This window comes from Nocardia africana NBRC 100379 (assembly GCF_001612635.1).
Taxonomy (GTDB): domain Bacteria; phylum Actinomycetota; class Actinomycetes; order Mycobacteriales; family Mycobacteriaceae; genus Nocardia; species Nocardia africana.
Window position 1 is genome coordinate 202,323 of sequence record NZ_BDAV01000005.1, and the last position, 20,121, is coordinate 222,443.

21 protein-coding genes are annotated in these 20,121 nt (G+C 64.8%); 12 read left to right on the forward strand and 9 right to left on the reverse strand.

The window, feature by feature from the left end; translation table 11 throughout:
- Window positions 1-149 precede the first annotated feature (149 nt).
- From NA3_RS06125 to NA3_RS06145, 5 genes are all read left to right on the forward strand, one after another.
- Window positions 150-641, forward strand: a complete 492-nt coding sequence (locus tag NA3_RS06125) for a MarR family winged helix-turn-helix transcriptional regulator (RefSeq protein ID WP_062962907.1) — start codon at window positions 150-152, stop codon at window positions 639-641.
- A 94-nt stretch (window positions 642-735) separates the two neighbouring features.
- On the forward strand, window positions 736-1,296 hold the full coding sequence (locus tag NA3_RS06130) for a carboxymuconolactone decarboxylase family protein (protein WP_062962554.1): 561 nt from the start codon (window positions 736-738) through the stop codon (window positions 1,294-1,296).
- A gap of 47 nt (window positions 1,297-1,343) precedes the next feature.
- Window positions 1,344-1,607, forward strand: a complete 264-nt coding sequence (locus tag NA3_RS06135; RefSeq protein WP_062962555.1) for a PPOX class F420-dependent oxidoreductase — start codon at window positions 1,344-1,346, stop codon at window positions 1,605-1,607.
- 95 nt (window positions 1,608-1,702) lie between these two features.
- Entirely contained in the window at window positions 1,703-1,978 is a 276-nt protein-coding gene (locus NA3_RS06140) for a hypothetical protein (RefSeq protein ID WP_128145372.1), read from the forward strand.
- Between the two features lie 138 nt (window positions 1,979-2,116).
- The gene (locus tag NA3_RS06145; RefSeq protein ID WP_157126531.1) at window positions 2,117-2,434 is read left to right on the forward strand and encodes a hypothetical protein; all 318 of its coding nucleotides are present in this window, start codon (window positions 2,117-2,119) and stop codon (window positions 2,432-2,434) included.
- Window positions 2,435-2,483: 49 nt separating this feature from the next.
- Here NA3_RS06145 and NA3_RS06150 read toward each other — a convergent pair whose 3' ends face one another.
- Complete coding sequence (locus NA3_RS06150) at window positions 2,484-2,750, reverse strand: hypothetical protein (protein WP_062962558.1); 267 nt, start codon at window positions 2,748-2,750, stop codon at window positions 2,484-2,486.
- Entirely contained in the window at window positions 2,751-3,134 is a 384-nt protein-coding gene (locus NA3_RS06155) for a TetR/AcrR family transcriptional regulator (RefSeq protein ID WP_167354962.1), read from the reverse strand.
- A 94-nt stretch (window positions 3,135-3,228) separates the two neighbouring features.
- Here NA3_RS06155 and NA3_RS36685 point away from each other — a divergent pair, with 94 nt between their 5' ends.
- Window positions 3,229-3,432, forward strand: coding sequence for a hypothetical protein (locus NA3_RS36685; RefSeq protein WP_128145374.1), 204 nt, complete (start codon window positions 3,229-3,231; stop codon window positions 3,430-3,432).
- Window positions 3,433-3,485: 53 nt separating this feature from the next.
- Here the strand turns inward: NA3_RS36685 and NA3_RS06160 are convergent, their stop codons facing one another.
- Window positions 3,486-4,385 (reverse strand): LysR family transcriptional regulator ArgP, encoded by a 900-nt coding sequence (locus tag NA3_RS06160; protein ID WP_062962908.1) that lies wholly within the window; start codon window positions 4,383-4,385, stop codon window positions 3,486-3,488.
- Between the two features lie 69 nt (window positions 4,386-4,454).
- On the opposite strand from NA3_RS06160, the gene NA3_RS06165 reads away from it, so the two are divergent.
- Both NA3_RS06165 and NA3_RS06170 read left to right on the forward strand, forming a co-directional pair.
- Entirely contained in the window at window positions 4,455-5,078 is a 624-nt protein-coding gene (locus tag NA3_RS06165; protein WP_062962560.1) for a LysE/ArgO family amino acid transporter, read from the forward strand.
- Window positions 5,079-5,224: 146 nt separating this feature from the next.
- Window positions 5,225-6,742 (forward strand): HNH endonuclease signature motif containing protein, encoded by a 1,518-nt coding sequence (locus NA3_RS06170; RefSeq protein ID WP_062962561.1) that lies wholly within the window; start codon window positions 5,225-5,227, stop codon window positions 6,740-6,742.
- Between the two features lie 715 nt (window positions 6,743-7,457).
- Here the strand turns inward: NA3_RS06170 and NA3_RS06180 are convergent.
- Genes NA3_RS06180 through NA3_RS06200 form a run of 5 tightly spaced genes read right to left on the reverse strand, consistent with a single transcriptional unit; the run spans window position 7,458 to window position 14,731 of the window.
- Complete coding sequence (locus NA3_RS06180; protein WP_062962563.1) at window positions 7,458-8,282, reverse strand: DUF6339 family protein; 825 nt, start codon at window positions 8,280-8,282, stop codon at window positions 7,458-7,460.
- On the reverse strand, window positions 8,279-9,172 hold the full coding sequence (locus NA3_RS38100) for a hypothetical protein (RefSeq protein ID WP_218021772.1): 894 nt from the start codon (window positions 9,170-9,172) through the stop codon (window positions 8,279-8,281). The genes NA3_RS06180 and NA3_RS38100 overlap by 4 nt, the downstream gene beginning before the upstream one ends.
- Window positions 9,172-11,160, reverse strand: a complete 1,989-nt coding sequence (locus NA3_RS06190; RefSeq protein ID WP_128145375.1) for a hypothetical protein — start codon at window positions 11,158-11,160, stop codon at window positions 9,172-9,174. Before NA3_RS06190 ends, NA3_RS38100 begins: the two co-directional genes overlap by 1 nt.
- Window positions 11,157-12,176 (reverse strand): PD-(D/E)XK motif protein, encoded by a 1,020-nt coding sequence (locus NA3_RS06195; RefSeq protein ID WP_062962565.1) that lies wholly within the window; start codon window positions 12,174-12,176, stop codon window positions 11,157-11,159. Before NA3_RS06195 ends, NA3_RS06190 begins: the two co-directional genes overlap by 4 nt.
- Window positions 12,173-14,731 (reverse strand): Z1 domain-containing protein, encoded by a 2,559-nt coding sequence (locus NA3_RS06200; protein ID WP_062962566.1) that lies wholly within the window; start codon window positions 14,729-14,731, stop codon window positions 12,173-12,175. The genes NA3_RS06195 and NA3_RS06200 overlap by 4 nt, the downstream gene beginning before the upstream one ends.
- A 372-nt stretch (window positions 14,732-15,103) precedes the next feature.
- On the opposite strand from NA3_RS06200, the gene NA3_RS06205 reads away from it, so the two are divergent.
- Together NA3_RS06205 and NA3_RS06210 are read left to right on the forward strand one after the other, a co-directional pair.
- Window positions 15,104-16,099 (forward strand): DNA cytosine methyltransferase, encoded by a 996-nt coding sequence (locus NA3_RS06205; protein ID WP_062962567.1) that lies wholly within the window; start codon window positions 15,104-15,106, stop codon window positions 16,097-16,099.
- A 37-nt stretch (window positions 16,100-16,136) separates the two neighbouring features.
- Window positions 16,137-17,321, forward strand: a complete 1,185-nt coding sequence (locus NA3_RS06210) for a DNA cytosine methyltransferase (protein WP_063917316.1) — start codon at window positions 16,137-16,139, stop codon at window positions 17,319-17,321.
- Window positions 17,322-17,435: 114 nt separating this feature from the next.
- Here the strand turns inward: NA3_RS06210 and NA3_RS06215 are convergent, their stop codons facing one another.
- Complete coding sequence (locus NA3_RS06215) at window positions 17,436-18,242, reverse strand: DUF1460 domain-containing protein (RefSeq protein WP_062962568.1); 807 nt, start codon at window positions 18,240-18,242, stop codon at window positions 17,436-17,438.
- Between the two features lie 228 nt (window positions 18,243-18,470).
- On the opposite strand from NA3_RS06215, the gene NA3_RS06220 reads away from it, so the two are divergent.
- Window positions 18,471-19,241 carry an SDR family NAD(P)-dependent oxidoreductase gene (locus NA3_RS06220; RefSeq protein WP_062962569.1) on the forward strand — a complete coding sequence of 257 codons (771 nt, stop codon included), beginning with the start codon at window positions 18,471-18,473 and terminating at the stop codon, window positions 19,239-19,241.
- Between the two features lie 18 nt (window positions 19,242-19,259).
- Window positions 19,260-20,096: an enoyl-CoA hydratase/isomerase family protein gene (locus NA3_RS06225; RefSeq protein ID WP_062962570.1), complete on the forward strand. Its 837-nt coding sequence runs from the start codon at window positions 19,260-19,262 to the stop codon at window positions 20,094-20,096.
- The last annotated feature ends 25 nt before the right edge of the window (window positions 20,097-20,121 follow it).

Here is a 20,121-nt window from a genome sequence, read left to right on the forward strand (position 1 = left end):
CGCCTCCGGGCATTCGGCAGAACAAGGCGGGCGCCCGCTCCGGAGCGCTCCAGGTGTATTGAACACCACCGGACCGGCCGCGACCGGTGACACGCGCCCGCGGGTGGCGCCTCACACGGGCCCGCGCCGCGGCGACTACCCTCGTCAACATGGTTGTCGGAAAACGCGGGAGGGCCCCGATCGACAGCCCTGGATTCGAGCTGCCGCTGCTGCTGTTCGCCGGGTTCCGCTCGCTCATCGACGAATTGCACGCCGAGCTGGCGCAGCGGGGCCACCACGACATGCGCCCGGCCCACGGATTCGCGATGCAGGCGATCGGAGTGCAGGGCGCGACGGCCAGCGAAATCGGCCGCAAGCTGGGCGTATCCAAACAGGCGGCGGGCAAGACGGTCGAGAAGCTGACCGCGCTGGGCTACGCCGAACGTGTCGAGGATCCCGACGACGCCCGACGCAAGATCGTATGCCTGACCCCGCGCGGTATCGACGCCCTCCGGCAGTCGGCCGAGATTTTCGAGCGATTGCGCCGCCGCTGGGCGCACGAGCTGGGCGCCCAGCGCGTGCGCGATATGGAATCCGCGTTGCGCACGATGGTCCGGCCGGAATCGTTCCGGCTCGATGTCGCGGGGTGGTTCGGGAGCTGACCGGCTCCGCCCGGCGGCTGTCGAGGCTTGCCCAATTAGACAACCCGGTTTACTGTTTAGACAACTTGGTTGTCTAACTCGAACGGATCGACTCATGCATTTCCCCACCCACACCCTCGACTCCGCACCCGCCGAGGCCCGTCGCACGATGACGGCGACCGCCGCGCACCTCGGCTACCTCCCCGCCGCAGTGGCGAAAATGGCGACGTCACCGCGACTGCTCGACGGCTTCATGAAGCTCAATGCCCTGTTCGAAGCCGGCACCCTCGACGAGCTGTCGCGCGAGGTGCTGGTCATGACCATGGCCACGCGCAACGAATGCCACCTGTGCGTGGCCATGCATACTGCGAAGCTGACCACGCTCGGCGCCGATCCGGAATTGATCGCCGCGCTGCGCGACCAGCGCCCGCTTCCCGATCCTCGCCTGGCCGCACTCCAGGAGTTCACCCTCGCCGTCGTAGAAACCGCCGGCAACGTCCCCGACGAGCGAGCGAGCGATTTCCTGTCCCACGGCTACAGCACCGAACAGGCCCTCGAGGTGGTGCTGGGCATCGGCACCTACACGCTGTCCACGCTGGGCAATCGACTCACCGCGGCGCCACTGGACCCCACCCTGGCCGCATTCGCCTGGTCGGCGGGGCAGCGCACGGCGTGACACGCAGCGCTTGACCTCAACCGCACTCGAGCTCTTAGCGTGGCGGCATGCCTTTCACCGCGGCCGAACGCGCGTATCCGACTTCCCAGTCGCTGGGCCGGCTGGCCACCGTGACGGCGGACGGGCAACCGCAGCTGGTGCCGGTGGGGTTTCGCGTGAACGAGGACGGCACGATCGATATCGGCGGGCCGAGTCCGAGTGCGCAGCGGTATCGCAATGTGCGGGGTAATCCGAAGGTGAGCCTGGTCGTCGACGATATAACGCCCGACGATCCGGCCGAGGTGAAGCCCGGCTGGGGGCGCGGGATGTGAGCTGAGCCCTTCTCAGCCCTGGGCGTATCGCGGCCGTGACGTGCGCGCCGAATTCGGCGATGGTTGCGGGACACGCGAGTTGAAAGGGGCTGGTCGTGTTCGCGACTGCCACATCCGTCCGGGTACGCCGAATCCTGGCGAGGACGGCGATAGCGGGATTGATCCTCATCGGGTTGGTCACCGCGACCGCCGGGCAGAGTTCGGCGCAGGCGCCGGCGAGCGAGCCGAGCTCGGTCGGTTGGTACTACCCGGAAGTGACGCCGTTCGATCCCATACCGCTGAACTACCTGTACGGCTGGAATTCGTGGTATCGGCCGTACTACTCCTGGTATAGGCCGGTTTACCCGCCGGGGTGGTTCGGCAGCAGCTGAACCGCAGGACTCGGGGGCAACCCCGAGCCTCCGTCATCCCCGTGGCCGATTCGGCCCTGAATCTCGTGCCACCACCCGTGACGCGGTGTCCGATGTGCGGGAGACTGCGTTCGGTGTAACTGATTGGAAGGATTCACCGTGATTGCCAGAACCGAACATCGCACCAAGCGCACGGCGGCGCGAATCGCCGTCGCCGGGGCCATCGTCGCGGCGCCGCTTGCCGCACTGGCCATTCCGGCCCAGGCCGACGTCGTGAGCGCCCCGGCGGCCACCGAGATCGCGCACCCGGGTCACGGGCACGGCCCGTGGGACGACCGCGACCGTGGCGACTGGGACCACCGCGGCGACTGGGACCGCCACCACCGCGGCGACGACTGCAACCCGTGGGACCGGCACGGCAACGGCTGGAACGGTTTCCGCCACGTCGTTCCCCCGGGCTGGTTCGGCAGCAGCTGATCCGATGTGTTCGCGGCCCGGCGCCTCCACGGCGCCGGGCCGCTTGTCGTTACCGGCCGGCCGCGGCTATCGTCGCCGCGACGCCGTCGAGGACCAGGTCGAGACCGAAAGCGAAGTCCGAGTCGGGATCGGCCTCGGCGGGTTGGACGGCGTCGAACAGTCCCGAATCCAGCAGCGCGGCCATATCCGGCAGCCGTTCTCGATCCACCAGGGCACGCAGGTTACGGCTGTAGTCGTGCAGGGCGCCCGCGGGGTCGAGATCGGTTGCCGACATGGCGTGTTCGAGCTGGCGGGCGGTGACGAACGCCTCGCGCACCTAGCCGCTGACAACCATGATCGCCCCGACCTTCGCCGGCCAGTCCAGTGCGGTGTCACGCAGTGCGCGCAGCCCGGCGTCCATCCAGGCCACGGTATTGGGCCCGTTCGGCGGTCCGGTGATCGGCAACTGGGTGAGCCAGGGACGGGCGCGGTGCCTCTCGAGTTGTGCCAGTGCCCAGGCGCGCAGCATCGAACGCCATGAGCCGCTGGGCAATTCGGGCGGTGCGCCCATTCCGGCATCCGACATCAAGCCCAGTAGTTCGTTTTTCGATCCGATGTGACGGTAGATCGACATCGGCGTAACACTCAGAGCCGCAGCGATTTTCGGCAGCGTCGCGGCGGCGAGCCCCTCCCGGTCGGCCAGCTGAACCGCCGTCGTCACCACTGTTCATGACCACGGCCGCCGTCACGATCCTGCGCACCCGGTTCTGCCCGCGTGGGCGGGACGCTCGGCCGCGGTCCTGGCGGTGGTGAACGTGGCGTTCGCGCCGTCGATGTTCTTCGGGAACAACCCGGCGAACTTCTACACGGCGAACGGAAGGGGCTCTACCGCAACGGTTTCCGGGTTCACGATCATCTGGGTGCTCGCGTCGGGGATAGCGTTGCTCACCTCCGCATCACCGAAAGCTGTTCTCGCCGGGAACAACTCACACACGGCGGCATCGCAGTTGATCGACTGACGCCGCCGGGGCGCTCGACTCCCGCCCCGGAATAAGCTGCGGTCGAGACCTTTTCACTGCCGAAGGTAATCTGCCGCCGCCATGCCGATCGTCTGCGCGACGAGCGCGAGGGCCGGAACGTCCAACTTCCACTGCTGCCAGTAGAGCGGCACATCGACCCACTGCTGCGGTGCGACATTCCGCAACGCGCCCGAACGCAGCAGGGGGTCGGCGTGCGTTTCGGGGACCAATCCCCACCCGAGCCCCGCGACGATGGTGTCGCGGAAGCCTTCCGACGTGGGTACGTAATGGCGGAGCCGGCTCGCGCCCGCCCTGCCGGAGGTGACGGTGCGGACGTAGCGATCCTGCAGCTCGTCCCGGCGATCGAAAACGATCACCGGCGCGTCGGGAAGCCGCTGCTCCAGAGGTCCGCCCGCGAAATGGCGCTCGACGAATTCCGGGCTCGCCACCGGCAGATACCGCGCCAGACCCAGCAGCCGTGCGGTACATCCGGTCACCGGCTCGGCCAGCGAGGTCACCGCCGCCATCACCGTGCCCTCCCGCAGCAGCGCGGCGGTGTGGGATTCGTCCTCGCGATGCAGATCGAAGCAGACCGGCGGATCCTGCGGCACCTGCGACAGGGCGGGCAGGAACCACGTCGCCAGTGAATCGGCATTGACCGCGATGGACAGCGTCGTGGACTCGGCATTACCGGCGATTCCCAGCTCTCGTTGCGCGGCCTCCTGCAATGCGGCCAGTTGCCGCGCGAACCGCACGACCGCCTGGCCGGACTCGGTGGGCCGAACCGGTTTCGTGCGCAACAGCAGCACGCGCCCGGTGCGCTGTTCGAGCGCCTTGATCCGCTGACTCACCGCCGAGGGCGTCAGATGCATCGCGGCCGCGGCGGCGTCGAATGTGCCTTCGTCCACGACGGCGAGCAGCGTGCGGACTTGATCAACCGGCAGCTCGGACACCACGGTCGCTAATGATAGTTAAGAACCTTTAGCTGTACTGATTACGTCAAGACCCATACCGTCGGCTGCGTGAACAGCGGTATCTTCTCGGCGGCCCTCGCCGGATTCGGTGCCGGCTTATCCCTGATCGTCGCCATCGGCGCGCAGAACGCGTTCGTCCTGCGCCAGGGTGTGCGCGGACAAGCCGTGGCGGCCGTGGTCGCCATCTGCATCGCCTCCGACGCCATTCTGATCATGTGCGGTGTCGGCGGTCTGGGCGCGCTGGTCAGCGCCTATCCGGCAGCACTGACCGTCGCCGGACTCGCCGGCGGGTGCTTCCTGATCGCCTGCGGCGCCGTCGCGGCCCGTCGCGCGCTGCGTCCCGCCACCGCCGCCCTCGCGACCACCGGCGATTCCACCGCGTCCATCCGCACCGCGATTCTGGTCTGCCTGGCGATGACCTGGCTCAACCCGCACGTCTACCTCGACACCGTCCTGCTGCTCGGCTCGGTCGCCGCCGGGCACGGATCGTTGCGCTGGGCCTTCGGAATCGGCGCGATGATCGCGAGCGGAGTGTGGTTCGCCGGGCTGGGATACGGGGCTCGGCTGCTCGCGCCGGTGCTGTCGCTGCCCGCGGCGTGGCGAGTGCTCGATGTCTTCGTAGCGGGGACGATGTTCGTGCTCGGGGTGGTGCTGTTGACGCAGATTGCTTGAGTGTCGGCTTCGCGGCGCGGTGCACCGTGTGCCCCAGTGAAACTCACTGCAACACAGGACTTTTCGGTCACTTGTTCAGAACGGACTTCGAAATCCGCACAGGCCGAAGGGTGCACACCTCCACCCCTTCTTGATAGAATTCGAACATGCATTCGAACGCGGAGGACGTCGCCGAGCAGGTCACGAGACCGCTGCTCGCTGCGATTTCCGAGCTGTTCGAACGTTCACTGATGCCGCTGTCGGATGAACAAATGATCCAGGCGATGCGGGATGTGGAGAGTTGCGCGCGCCGGTTGACAGCGATGCAGCATCGCCTGCTGATCGAAGCCGAGGAGCGATCCCTGCCGTCGCGGACCGGCGCGAAGACGGTGAAGCGGTTCCTGATGGAGACGCTGCGGATATCGAGCGCGGACGCGGGCAGCCGCGTGAACTCGGCCCGCTGGGTAGGAACCTTCCACGATCTCGACGGCCAACTGCGCGACCCGCAATTGCCCTGCACCGCAGCCGCTTTGAGCCACGGCGACATCTCCGCCGATCACGTGCGCGGGATCGCGCAGGTCATGAACCGCGTGCCCCGGGGCGTATCCGACTCGGATCGCGAAGCCGCGGAACAACTGCTGGCCGAATTCGCACGATCCGGCTCACCGGACGACATCGGCAAGGTCGGCGACCGCATCCTGGCCTACCTGGACCCCGACGGCCGCCTCACCACCGACCAGGACCGCGCCCGAATGCGAGGCATCGTCGTAGGCCGGCAACGCCCGGACGGCATGTCCCCCATACGCGGCGACATCGACCCCGTGCTGCGCGCCCTCTTGGACCCACTGCTGGCCAAGTACGCCCGCCCCGGCGTCTGCAACCCGGAGGACCCCAACAGCCCCGCCGTCGATATCGACACCGCCGACCCTGCCGCGCTGGCCGAGGCAGCGCGAGCCGACCACCGCAGCGCCGCCCAACGCAACCACGACGCACTCACCGCGGTCCTGCGCTCCGGCCTGGTCGCCGAAGACCTCGGCCGCCACCGCGGCATGCCGGTGACCACCGTACTGACGATGAAACTCGAAGACCTGGAAAAGGATTCGGGCACCGCGACCACCGCCACCGGCGGCGTCGTCCCGATCCGCGAAGCACTGCGACTGGCCGAACGATCCCGCCCGTACCTGGCGATCTTCGACCACGCCGGACTCCCCCTGCATCTGGGCCGCATGAAACGACTCGCCTCCCCGACCCAACGCCTGGCGCTGATCGCCGCCCTGCGCGGCTGCTCCCGCCCCGGATGCGACGCCCCCGCCGGCCTCTGCGCCGCCCACCACATCCGCGACTACGCCAAGGGCGGCCCCACCGACATCACCAATCTCGTCCTGGCCTGCGACGCCTGCCACTCGTTGATCCACGACGGCCCCGGCGGCTGGAAAACCATTGCACAGGAAGAACTTTCCCCCTTCCCCGGCCGCACCGCATGGATCGCCCCAGAACACATCGACCCCAGTCGAACACCCCGCATCAACCACCGCCACCACCCCGACGAACTCCTGGCCGCGATACTCACGCGCATCCACCTGCGCGACGAACAGGAACGACAACAACGTCGCAAACGTGAACGCGAACAACACCAGCGCTGGTTGCAATCGCGCTTCCGCCCGCCCGACACCAGCGCGGCTTGACACCCGACCACCGGCCGGGCAATCCGCCGTGCATGAAACAAGGCGCCGACACTCACAGCCGCCGGGATCGGTCCGGCCGCACCCGCCCGGCGGCCACGAGAGTCCTCATCGCCACGGCCTTCGCGGCGCACAAGGCAGGATCACATTCCAAGTGCAGCTGCATATCCTCGTGCGCCTCCACCACCGTCGGCACCGACGACCGGGCGCCATGCGTCAACGAGAACCAGAGGATGTCCGGGCGCACAACGGCTTTCACAGCCGGACACGTGCCTTGGCCGAATGTCCGATCACCCCCGACATCCGGCCAAGCACAGGAAACCCCGGCAACCGCCAACGCCGCCACACCGACAACCGTCATCACCAAGGATCCCCTGCGATGTCGAACCCAATTCCCCGCGTTTGTAAGGCAGACAACGCAGGTCGCATGTCGGGATACAGGTGTCCCTAATTGATTTCTCTCCATGGCCGGCAGCCTCTCGCAGCTGGCGTTCCTGTTCGAGATCAAACCCGGCCGAAAGTACTGGAAGGTCTCGGCGTCGTTCCGCCCAGCTGCAGTCACCGCTCCAAGCACGGCAGAAAAGGTGTGCCGTGGACACCGATCCGGTCAGCCCGGGCACCGATCTCCCGAGTGTCGTCGAGAAGGGTTTCACCTACGTCGAAACGACTGATCGAATCAAGTCGCCACCTTACGTCGAACGAACACCGAAGAGCCTACTCAAATCCGCGAAAGCGCCTGGTAAGACCTTTCTTCCGCAACATCCCGTGATTGCCCACGGCTGACCAGGACGCCGACGACTGCCTCACGAGCCACTGTACGAAGCTCGGCGTCGAGAGCCGCGTCGTCGAGTGCCTCGTAGACCAGGAACGGGTCGAGTCGGAGTAGGCGCTTCAGAAAGTCGCGGAGAACCTCACGTTCGGGCATATCACGAATTTCGATCTCTTTCCACACCCGAAGAATGGATTTGATCAGCTGTGGCCGCCCGCCCAACGTCGCTCGCCGCGCATAGATTTGGTCGAACTCGGATTCACCCAGCACCGACAGGGCCGCATACGGGTCGGACTCTTCTGGCGAGTAGACGAAGTGCGCTCGCCACCACATCCGGCCGAATACATGCCGGGTGAGGTCGGCGCCCAGAAAACGATCGCGCAAGACACCGTCGCTGGACGGAGGGTATCGCCAGTACGCCACGTCCGGTAGCAGGATGACGGCCAGGAATGCCCAGACGTCGCCGGAGGCGGCTTCTGCCGGGGCGATATCCATCTGGCTGTGCAGTAACGTCGCCAATCTCAGGTCGAACACGGCTTTCTGATCGTTCGCCGGCGGCGCCGGAAAACCTGCTTCCTTGGCCAGATCGATGACCATGTCGCGGAGCGCCTGTAGCCGATCCGGTTGCACGCGAGCGCCGCCGGTAGCAACGTACACGGCGGTCTCGTCGCTCGTCGCCGATCGGGACTGCAGATCCAGAACCGACAGCTCCCGGTACTCCTTGGCCAACCTCGAGGCATGCGGGCGCAGCAGGCGTGGGTACAGGAAGGTCATGCCACACCTCCGAAGAGACGTACGGCGGCCTGCAATTCGGCTTCGAATCGACTTGGCGAGTTGTCGGCGAGCAAGCGGATGTCTTCGATCGAGCGGGACGGGAAGAGTCGCCCGATCAGCTCCTGCAGGGTGGCGCCGAGAGTGTCGTCCTCATAGTCGATTTCATCATCGAAGTCGCTGTCGCGAAGGGCGTGGTTAACCATCGAGCGGGCGACGTCGGCATACAGCGCCTCCATCACGAGTTGGTCCTGAACCCGTGGGCTCTTCACGCGCTGGACCGCCTCTGCCATCACGGTGTTCTTCTCGTTCACCAGGAGCAGGATCGTGCCCATGGTGGCGGCTTCCAGATTCGATCCGATCTCCAGATACCATGCCGCATTCTCGGGATAAGGGGTCGTAGCAAAGTCGACGATCGCGATCGGAAACTGCGTAGCATCACCTTGCAAACGTATTGCGTGACGGTCACTCCACAGCACCGATCCCGCGCGCCGAGGGGCAGTCAGGCGATCCTTGCCAATTCGCCTGTGCGTCAGCACCAACGCCGTGTCGAGTACCACGGTGCCGCCTAGATCGGCACCCCGAAGCACCGCGGACAGTTCGACCACCCCGGATTCCGGAACCGGCTGCCGCATCAGGCACCCTTTGAGTTTGGAGCCGTCCGCGCGCCAGGTGGCGGCCAGGGTTAGAGGCGTTCCGGGAGCCAACCCGGACTCCTCACGCGCGCGTGCGATATCGACGGTGACTTTTCGACGCAGCTCCAGGTCGGTCTGATAGTCCCAATGCGGGAACGCCTCGGGAAGTGGAAGCTCTTCTCCATCGATCGTCAGCATCCATCCGTCTGCACCGACGACATCAGGCTGCGGAATCTTGTAGGGCAGCGCGAGCGACATCAGGCGTCCACCGCCTCCACATACAGTCCGATATTCGTCATCGTGTCGGCAGCCGGCTTGACCACCGCCTGCCAGGTGTTCCCGCGGCCGCCGTAGACCAGTTGGGTTTCACCGCTATGAAGTACTCCCGCGGAATCACGCCACCCGATGAGAAGGGGCATATCGGCTCCGGCAGGTGGGTCCAGTTCGAGCCCGGAGTCATTACTGAGGGCCACCGCCAGGTCGGCGGTGACACGTTGTGGCCCGTTCACCGGTAGCCGGAACTCCTGAACCACCACGGCCGCACCCTCGAATTCCTCCAGGTATGGATCACCGACGTATTCGATCTTGGGTCGGCGGCGTCGCACAGGTTTCTGCTCCAGGGACCCGCCTCCCAGCATTCGGTCGGCGCAGTTGTCGTCACTGCCATCGGGACGAACTCCATCGCCGGAGTCGACGTCGAGACGCTCGTCGACGATATCTGTGTTCATCGCGGGCGATCCCACCTTCTTACGACGCTTCACCGGACGCCGAGGCTCCCGCGAGCGGGTATCGCCCGGCTTGCCGTAATCGGTCGCTGAGCCGACGCCCCAGGTTCCGCCGATCAAGGGCGAAAGTCGATCGGCCGCGGCCCCGAGTGACACCTGGGCGACCTCGAACTGAGCCGAGTTTCGAGTGCCGAGAACCTCTTCGATGGATTCCTTCAATCTGGTGAAAGTTGTTTTTACATAGGAACTTTCAGGATGCTCGAGGGATTGGTAATTCCAGCTGTCGTGAGTCGGCGGCTCGGCGGCGGCGTAGGCGCTGTCCAATGCCACATCAGCTCTGAAGACCCCAGCATAGGCCGTGTATTCGGTCGTAGGCTTCGGACCTGACCAATACGTCACAACCAATTCGGCCGGGCGCATCAGACAGACGTGATGCAGAAGGCCGTCTTCGAATCCTGCGACGCTAGCCGCGTCGCTGGGCTCGAATTTTTGAAACATGAAGCGCTGCAATCCGAGGTCGCCGAGAAGCAACTTCTTGCGCCCCCACCGCAGCTGTTGGCGTGCTTCGGGATCGTTCATCTGTCGGTAAGCCACGACGAACGGCCGCAATGTCTTGAGCGACTCCGGGTCGGGCACCGGATATTCGATGCCGTCACAGCTCACAGAAAAGCGCATCGGGCGCATGCCCGTGCTCCTCGGCAACATCTTCGGCCAGAGATGCCAAACGATCGTTTCAGCAAGATACCGTGCGGCATCGGCCGGCTCACGCTCATCGAGAATCGGATCGACGATCGCGATCGTCGTTCCGGTTTCCGAACTCTCGAAACCTCGGAGTCCGAGTCGATTGGCCATCACGTCCGCATCGACACCGACCACGGGTTCGACCACGTTGTCCGATATCGCGCCCCACCAGTGCCGACCGGTGTACCGCCGCGGACCCGACGATTCCTCGGCCTGATAGCTCTGCCACAGCGAAGCACCCATCAGCCTGGACTCGAGTCGCCCTCGATATCGGCACCGGGTATACACCAGGATCGTGCCGCATCGCGACAGCAGGTACAGGATGCCTTTCCCGAAACCGTATGTTCCACCGCCGAGCGCCTGGTCGCGCGGCTCACCGATATTGCGCAGGAAGGCGACGAAATCCCTTGTTTCGTCGGAGACTTCGTCGGCGCGGGTAGGTCCCCCCAGACCACGGGTTCCTCTGTCGGAGATGGAGAGTATCCGGATCGCCGGCTTCTGCAACGAGTCGCGCAGTGGCAGGAAGGCTTTCATAGGCGCACGGCGTTGAAAATGCTCCCGCCACGCCGAGGCGTGGGCCGCACTCACCGTTTGCAGGTCGAGCCGGAAGTCGACCGAGGTTTCGTCGTCGCAGCGCGCGTCCCAACTGTTCTGCGCTGATTCTCGGACGAGCACAGTGAGGTGGTCCAGCTGAGGCTTACCCAGTTGGTTCCGAATGCCCTCGGCAGCGCTGGCGCCTTCTGCCGGGAACGGTTGCGACATCCATGCGGGCTCGTTCACCTCAGCTCCTCGACCAGTGCAGCTAGTTGTGTCTTGATCCGGCCGTCGTCCAACGGTTCCGGCGATTCTCCGGTCAGCGAGACCGAGTAATCGACGCCGAAAACCGCCTCGGATGTCCCGGCCGCGGACAAATGGGTCTGCGTCAGTCGTGGAAAGTCGTCATCGACCCGGTACCAGCGTTCCTCGTTCAGTCCGAAACGTATGTGCCGGTAGTGGTCGTCGTGCGCGACGCGGTATCCGACTGCGGCCAGCAAAGTGATCACGGCCCCTTCGTCGTCACACAGTCTGAGGACCTCGTCGACCAACTCCTTGACCCCCGTTCCACCGACGACCGCTGCCTCCAACCGCAACCAGACGAGAGCGAGTGTGCCGCCGAGGGGCGGCTCCATCTGGTTCAGGCCGTGGATTCGGATTTCCCTGCTTTCGGCTGCCATCGAGGTCTTCACCTCTATCGCGTTCAGCTCGCCCGAGAAGTCGTGGCGATATCCCGACGGTCCCCGCCACAGCCGGTGAGCGCCCGCATCCAGTTCCAGTAGACGTCGCAACACCACGAGTTCGCCGAAGAGGCCGGCTATCTGTTTGGCCCCTAGCGGAGCCCCGGGATTCTGGAACAACGCTTTCCAGTGATCCAGGACCCGATTCATGGCCTTGACCGGCTGTGCGGACGCGGCCTCCGTCGCGAGCAGAATGTCTGCGCACAGCACCGCGAAGACATCGTTCAGATCCGCTCTGAGACAGCAGAGATCGGCAAAGCTCGAGCGAGTTTCGTCGTCCTCGAGGACCCTTTTTCGCAGTTCGAGCACTGGCCCATTCAAACCGCGCCGCACACTGTGATGTGGATCGACTGGCACGAGAAGATGTCGATGGCCGTCGATATCGACGGCAGCGAGGAGCGGTCCCGCAGGGGTCACGACGGGAAGAGCAGCAGTCTGCAACGCGTGCCCGGTCGTCGGACGGTCATGTTCGAGTCGATCCCAGTAGTCGTCGAGAATGGATCGAAGGGCCGTGTCGGTCATCCTTCGTCCGCCTCGAGGATGCTCAGGTCCTCTTCCTCGTTTTCGATTCCGGACAGGTCGGCCGAGATGTAAGTGGCCTCCCACTCGACGGTGGTGTCGGCGTCGCTCGGCGTCGGAAACACCAGCCCCACACCGATCACATGCTCCGGTGCGTCGAGCGACAGACGGGTCTTTTTACGGGCTTCGCTCGGCTCAGAGAGCTTGTCGATCGGGTACAGCACCAGCAACCCGGTGTCCGGGAATTGTCTGCGGCGCTCAGCTTCGATCTGTTTCTCGGTGAGATCAGCTGCCGCGTCCGCCAAATCCACCGCAGCGTCGCGGCGGCTCATCAGAGTCTTGATATCGGCGATGTCGGCGGTCGACGTTTGTAGCCGCGAACGCACGATTCGACCGACCGACACTCCTGGCGCGAAATCGAACCGACCGGCCTCGTCCTCGCTCGGCGTTCCGACGATGGCGATGTTCCAACGACGCAGAGTGTGCGCCTTGCGGTTTCGCTTGTCGATGTAGTCGATGATCAGGTCGCTGTCGCATTCCTTCGAGTTCTCGTGGAACTGGTACTCACGCAGGAAATCGATCACCAGTTCGCTGGGCACATCCCGGATCAGGTACCGGCCCTCGTCGCTGCGATCCTCTGCTCGTCCCCGTGCCACAGCCTCTGACACCAGCACCTGCGCCGCCTTCTGATTGCGCAGCAGCCAGTCGGATTCCCTTCGGAAGTAACGGGTTTGGACCCGCCTGCCGCCATAGGAGGAGGCGGCGGTCACGGCGGACTTCATCTTGGCCGCTGCAGTCACCCGCAACGACGGGTGCGTACGCAACCGAACTGCGAAGGTGCGCGGGGTCTTGTCCTCGGTCAGATAGAGGTCTATATCACGACGCATCTCGGTCTCGACGGTCGCCAGGTGGCGGAACGAGTCCTCGAGTTCGGTCGTCATCCAGATTCGTGGCAGGTCGGCGTAGCCCTTGCGGAATCCGAACCATCGCCCCATCTGAAGCAGGGTGTCGTAGGTGGAAACCGATCGGACGAAAAAGCTCACCGACAGGCCTTCCAGGGTCAGTCCGCGCGAGAGCGTGTTGCCGCCGACCGCGATGGCCACGACGGGACCGTTCTCGTAGTCGAGTCGGTCGACGCTCTCGGAGTTGTCCATGACGATCCGGCAGTCCCGGACCGCCCCCGGCAGGTATTCCAGTACGGTCTCGAAAGGCACTGCCTCCTCGCCGAAGTCGGAGGCGGTAACCCGCGAGGTCTCTTCCTCCCAAAGCTTGCGCAACCGCTCGATCCCAGCCTCGGCGGCCAAATCGCGGATCATCCGTCCGCGCATCGTCTCCAGCGGTTCGCGGAAACTGTTGTGCACCGAAGTCCGCACACTGGTGTGAATCAGCATGGTGCTGTGCGGATTACCGGTCCCACGTGCACGGCGGGCGGCTGTGGTCATCCAGAAGTAGTGCACAGCATCACGCAGGGCGTCGGTGATGGTGGGGACAAACCCTTCGGCGTCTGCCTTCGTTTTGGGCCGAACCAATTCGACGTCCTCGTCGGGAATGGTCCGGATCATGTCGTGACCGTCATCGACCTCGTTGGGGTCCTCGCCGTCGAGCGCATACCGCCCGAACAGGACCTCGGTACCGAAGTGACCGTCAGGTTTGGGCAGGTTGACGATGAAATGTTCGGGATACAGATCCTCGGCGGCCGGGTCGATCAGCAGGTTGGCGAACGGAGAGGCCGTGTACCCGACATAGGCGGACTTCGGCAAGGTGTTCAGGATCTGCCGGATCAACGGGTTGATCGAGGCGGTAGCGACCGTGGCCTGATCGGCCTCGTCGTCGACGATCAGCGCCGGGCAGTCGGCGAGGTACTCTTGTGCGTCGCCGAGCCACCGCACCAACTTGCGCAGCACCGTGGCATTCTTCTTGACCACGCACAGCACGTGCGTCTTGTTCGACTTCCCGAAGAAGCTCGCGGGATTCGCGGTAGGGCGGAAATCCGCGTCCAGATCGGTGATCTGGGACCAAAGGCTCGGGTTCGGTTGGACGAGCTGTTGGATGAGGCGCGCCTGAGTTTGCCGCCGCAGGCCGTTATGAATTCCGGCCAACACGATGAAGAGCTTGTACCCTCGGTCGGCGGCCTTCGCCATGACGGCGGTGAAGCTGGTCGTCTTTCCAGACTGCACATAGCCGACGACCAGGCCGCGCGTGGAGAAAGCCCGCTCACGCGGGTGGCTCAGCAGCGAGACGATGCGAGTGGACGAGGCGTCGAGGCTGTCGATCGCCGGAGGCTGCCATCCGTCACGCCGCAGGATGTCGGCGAGCGCAGGCCAGAGTCGATCATCGGGATGCGGTCCTGCATACCAGGTCTCGTAGTTGTCGATGACGACCGCTTGCGGTTCCTGGAGTTCCTTGATCCGGATCATGTCGGCCTCGTACCGCTCGAGGATCCGCGTGATGACATCCTCAGAAGCCAGCACCGCCAACTTCTTGACCGCTTCCGCCGGCGTGTACTTGTCCAAGATCGACTTGAACACGTCGTACTGGTCCTCGATCAGATCGTCCACCCGAAGCTCCCTGCCCCTCACTCTTGTCGCACTCCGCTCCGCGACCCACTTGCGTCGCGGAGATCGAGCTCCGTGAACGGCGGGTACCCCAGTGCGCTTTCAACGAGGAATAGTACAAACGCAGCATTGCGTTACGGTCCGAGTCGAGACGCTACTTTGCATCCGTCGTAGGGCAGCTCGGCATTCCCATTCGCCAGTTCGACGACCCTTGCCCGTGCCACGGTTCGAACGCCGGCGCCGCAAACAGATGCGGACCGTCTCTTGCCACGGCGCCCGGCGGCCCCGGCGCTCTCGACTCGCGGTTCACTCCGAACCGGACCGAACGTGGCGTTATTCTGAATCGACGCGCGCCGCGCGGAGAAGGGGGCATCGATGAAAGGCGTCGCACAACGCCTCAGCTCGCTGGAATTGTGCGCTGGGGCAGGTGGGATGGCGCTCGGGCTGGAACGGGCGGGGTTCGATCCGGTTGCACTGGTAGACAACCGAAATATTGCGTGCACGACGTTGCGAGCTAACAGACCGCGGTGGCGGGTGGTCGAACGGGATCTGTCGCTGATCGATCCACAGAAGGATCTCCCTTCGACCGACGTTCTCGACCTCCTGTCAGCGGGACTACCACGGGTGCGCTCCGCAGCGACTGCGTCGCGCACTCGCGGTGACAACTTCGAACTCGAACTGCTCGAGACCACCGGCCGGTGGGTGTGGGAACTGCGGCCGCGAGCAGTCCTGCTGGAGAACGTCCCCGACCTGGTCTCACGCGACGAATATGCCGAAAGTCGTTCGTATGTCGAGAAATATCTGGACGCCGCCGGCTACGAGTTCAACTGGCGCGTGATCGATGCCTGCAATTTCGGTGTGCCACAACGTCGGGACCTGGGCATACTTGTCGCCTTCCGGGACGGCGGACTCAACGAATTCAATGCCGCACTGGATGCGGTCCTGCCAACACCGAATCTGACAGTCGGTGCGGTACTTCGTACTTCGATGGCCATTCGGGGCTGGTCACAAGCCGCCGAGTGGGCCGCGTACGCCGATCGGCTCGCACCCACAATCGTCGGCGGTTCATGGGATCGCGGTGGCGCCGATCTGGGCCCCGCAGGATCGCAGCGCGCCTGGGCAAAGCTGGGTGTCGAGGGAAAGTCGCTATCCGATAGCCCTCCCGGGATGGACTTCCAGTGGGATCCCGACCTGCCCGACGGAAGGGTGCGGCTGACAGTCGACCAGATCGCCGAGCTGCAGGCATTTCCGAGCCATTGGGAAGTCTGTGGCCTCAAGACCGCCCGCTACCGCCAGATTGGAAATGCGACGCCGCCTCCTGCCGCCGAGGCACTCGGCCGTGCAGTACGCGCCGGCCTGGGTTGTAGCTGAAGTCCCGCTCCGGCCGTGCGCCGGCTATGCTCCAGGGGTGCCGAGCGAGGACCTCACCGTTGCCATGGAACATGCCGACACCGTCGACCTGTTTGCCGGGCCGGGTGGCCTGGACGTTGCTGCGCGCTGGCTCGGCCGAAAGGTCTACGGCCTCGAGTGGGACGCCGATGCCTGCAAGACCCGAGAAGCTGCCGGACTCAATTTCAAGTGCCACGACGTGCGCAAATTCGGTCCCGAGAATTTTCCCACCGCGACGATGCTGATCGGCGGGCCTCCGTGCCAGACCTTTACGGTCGCAGGGAACGGTGCCGGCCGGCGAGCCTTGGACATCGTGTTGAAATTCATAATCGCCATGGCGGCAGGCGAATCGGTACAGCACGAGCTCGCACGGCTGGAAGACGAACGCACCGGCCTGGTTTTGGAACCATTGCGCTGGGCGCTGCGAGCAGCCGAGCTCGGTCGCCCGTACCGGACGATCGTGCTAGAGCAGGTCCCCGCCGTTCTTCCAGTTTGGGAAGCGATGGCGATCGTGCTGCGCGACAAATTGCAGTACCACGTCGAGACCAAGGTGCTGCATACCGAGCGATATGGGGTACCCCAGACTCGGCGCCGCGCGGTTCTCATCGCCACCCTCGACGGACCTCGATCGATACCACAGCCGACCCACCAGATATTCCGCAAGTCGGGCTTACGTCCTACCGACGACCATCACTTGCCCGCGTGTAAGACCATGGCGGATGCCCTCCCTCACCGAACGGAGGCCTTTGTCGTTATTTCGAACTACGGCACAGGGGGAGATCCGAAAGCACGCGGTGTCCGCGAGTCCACGCAACCGTCCGCAACGATCACCGGGAAAGTTTCACGAAACAAAGTGGTGAGCAGCGGCCGGACCGATCGGTTCAGCGAGCTGGAAGCGGGCCGGTTACAAAGCTTTCCAGAAGACTATCCATGGCGTGGCGGCGCGGTCGCCCAGCAAATCGGAAACGCTGTTCCGCCGATCTTCGGATTGCATGTCCTCTCGGCCGCCCTCGGGTGCCAGGTCACACGCGAGTTGGCAGAGGACATATTCCTTCTGAAGTGGGCGGAGGTGCAGGATGAGGAGAAGAATGGGGTCCCGGCCGTTCTGACCGAACTTCGCGAGCGAGTAACGTCCGCCCGTGAAGGGGCTCGGAACGACCGACCCGATCCAGGCGTCACATATCAACCGGCGCTATTGTTCTGAACCGATTTCCTCGAGGTAGCCTCGATTCGCACGGCAAGGCTCTGGGTAGGATCCAGTCTACGGAGAACAATTTGCTGTTCGAATTCCGGTCTGGCCAGATGGCACCGCGCTAGCCTACGCCGACCGGGGACGCAGCACCACGATGCCCGGAACGGTTTGCACGTATTCGCCCAGCGGAGTGTCCACCACCTTGTTGTTGGTCGCAAGTGAGGAGGCATTTCGGAAAACCGGGCCGCTCGGCGTCATGACAAGGATTCCGACGTGGGTGACGTCGAGTCCGGGTTGGTCGGCGTAGGCGCCGATGTAGTCGCCGGTTCGGAGCCCGTTGATGACGCCCTGATCCACTGCGGCACTTCGGATGTAGGTGATGTTGCGGTCTACCACCGGGATTCCCGGTAGGTAGACACCGCCGTCAGCCCTTGCGTTGAGGTGTTTGGGGACCGTGATTGCGGCGGGTGACAAAAGAGCGGTCATGTCGGTGGCGGCGACGTCCGCAACTCGTGCCCAGTCTGTGAAGAAGTGTTTGCGGTGGGTGTAGTCGACTTGGGCTTCCGCGTAGCGGGTGTCGATCAGGTTGGCTTCGAAGCGGTTTCGGTCGGCGGTTCGGCTCAGGGCTTCTACGTAGTCGAGGAAGGTGAAGCAGTCCACCTGGCGGAAGTCGGCTACCAGCTGTTCGGGCTGGGTTGGCGAGCCGATGAGGGTGTTCGCGGCGTAGGGGGTGCCCAGGAATTGTCGGGACAGCAGGTCGAGCAGTTCACCTTTGCTTGCTCCGGTCGCGCCGGCGCGCAATGCGACGAGTTCGTCGATGCGGTGGGAGGTGGTGTCGTCGATGGCGGCGTCGGCGCCTGCGCGTACCGGCAGCAGGAGGGCCGTCGCGAAGAGGACGAGCAGGATCGGCAGTGTGCGGGCGGTGGAGCGCAAGGCGCCTCCCGGTGACGGGGCGTTCGGTCGGAGTCCACGGTAGTTCAGCGGGCGGCCGTCGCGCAGAGCCGGATGGGATCGCCTGTGCTGCGGCGCAGATCAGCTTCTGTTTCGATACCGAATTCGGATAACGGCGACGCCGGCGTGAGGTGCGCTGGTAGAACTGACAGCGTCCGTCGTCAGTTCATCGGCGGGCACACCGTATTACCCGCGAGAGAGGCCGGCTCAGTGGACCGCAGCTCATTCCAGAAACTCTTCGACCTCAGCGGGCGGACCGCGATCGTTACCGGCGGTACCCGGGGTATCGGGCTCGCTCTGGCCGAAGGGATGGCCTGCGCCGGCGCGAATGTGGTTGTGGCAAGCCGGAAGCCGGAGGCCTGCGAGAAAGCCACCGAGCGGCTGCGGGAACTCGGGGCCGAGGCGATCGGGGTGCCCACTCATCTCGGTGAGATCGACCAGTTGCAGGGGTTGGTGGCGAAGACGGTGGAGACGTTCGACGGGGTCGACATCGTGATCAACAATGCGGCGAATGCGCTGGCTCAGCCGTTGGAGGTCATGCAGAAGCCGGCGGTGGACAAGTCGTTCGCGGTGAATGTGCAGGGGCCGTTGTTTCTGGTGCAGGCGGCGTTGCCGTATCTGCGGAAGAGCAAGCATGCGGCGGTGTTGAACTTCGCGTCGATCGGTGCGTTCGGGTTTTCCGGTGGGCTGGCGATGTATTCGGCGGGGAAGGCGGCGTTGTTGTCGTTGACTCGCTCGATGGCCGCCGAATTCGCCGGCGACGGGATTCGGGTGAACGCGATCGCTCCGGGGGCGGTGGATACCGATATGGTCCGCAACAATCCGCAGGAAGTGGTGGACGCGATGGCGGCGGCACCGTTGCTGCGGCGGCTCGGTCAGCCGGACGAGCTGGTCGGGCCCGCGCTGCTGTTGTGTTCGGACGCAGGCAGTTTCATCACCGGGCAGACGTTCGTCATCGACGGCGGCACCGTTGCGCGCTGAATCGCGAAGGAGGCGGGGATGTCCGCGCTGAACATCGAATACCGGTCCTCGGGTGTCGTCGTGTTGACCATCGACCGGCCGCACCGGCGCAATGCGCTGGACAATCAGACCGTCGCCGAATTGCATCGGGTGCTCGACGAGGTCAACGGGAAGCCGGAGGTGCGGGCGCTGGTCATCACCGGCGCGGGGGCCGGATTCTCCTCCGGTGCGGATCTGAAGTCGAAGCCGGAGGATTTCACGGCCACCGACGCGACTCCGACCGCGACGCTGCTGGGTGCGGTGCGGTCGCCGGTCGCGCGGATCTACGCGAGCCAGGAGTTGATGGCCTCGGCGTTCGAGAAGATCCATCGGCTGCGGCAGCCGGTGATCGCGGCGGTGAACGGGGCCGCGGTCGGTGGTGGGTTCGCGCTCGCGCTGGCCTGCGATATCCGGTATGCGAGTCGTAGTGCTCGCTTCGGGGCGGTGTTCATCCGGCACGGGATCTCGGCATGCGATATGGGCACCAGCTATCACCTGCCTCGGCTGGTGGGCGCGTCACGATCGGCCGAATTGCTGCTCACCGGACGGGTTTTCGACGCCGACGAGGCCGAGCGGATCGGGCTCGTCCTCGAGGTGGTCGACGAGGACGAGCTGCTGAACCGGGCGATCGACAAGGCGGAGGAGATCGCCGCCAACTCCCCGCTCGCGGTGTGGATGACCAAGGAGACGATGTGGCAGACGGTGGACGCGCCGAGCCTGCGGCACGCCCTCGACATCGAGAACCGGACTCAGGTGATGTGCAGCGCCACCGGGGAGCTGGCGGAATCCTTCGGAGCGTTCCGCGACGGGGACGAATTTCGCTGGCGCCCACTGTGACCCGCCGTCACCGATTACGACCCCT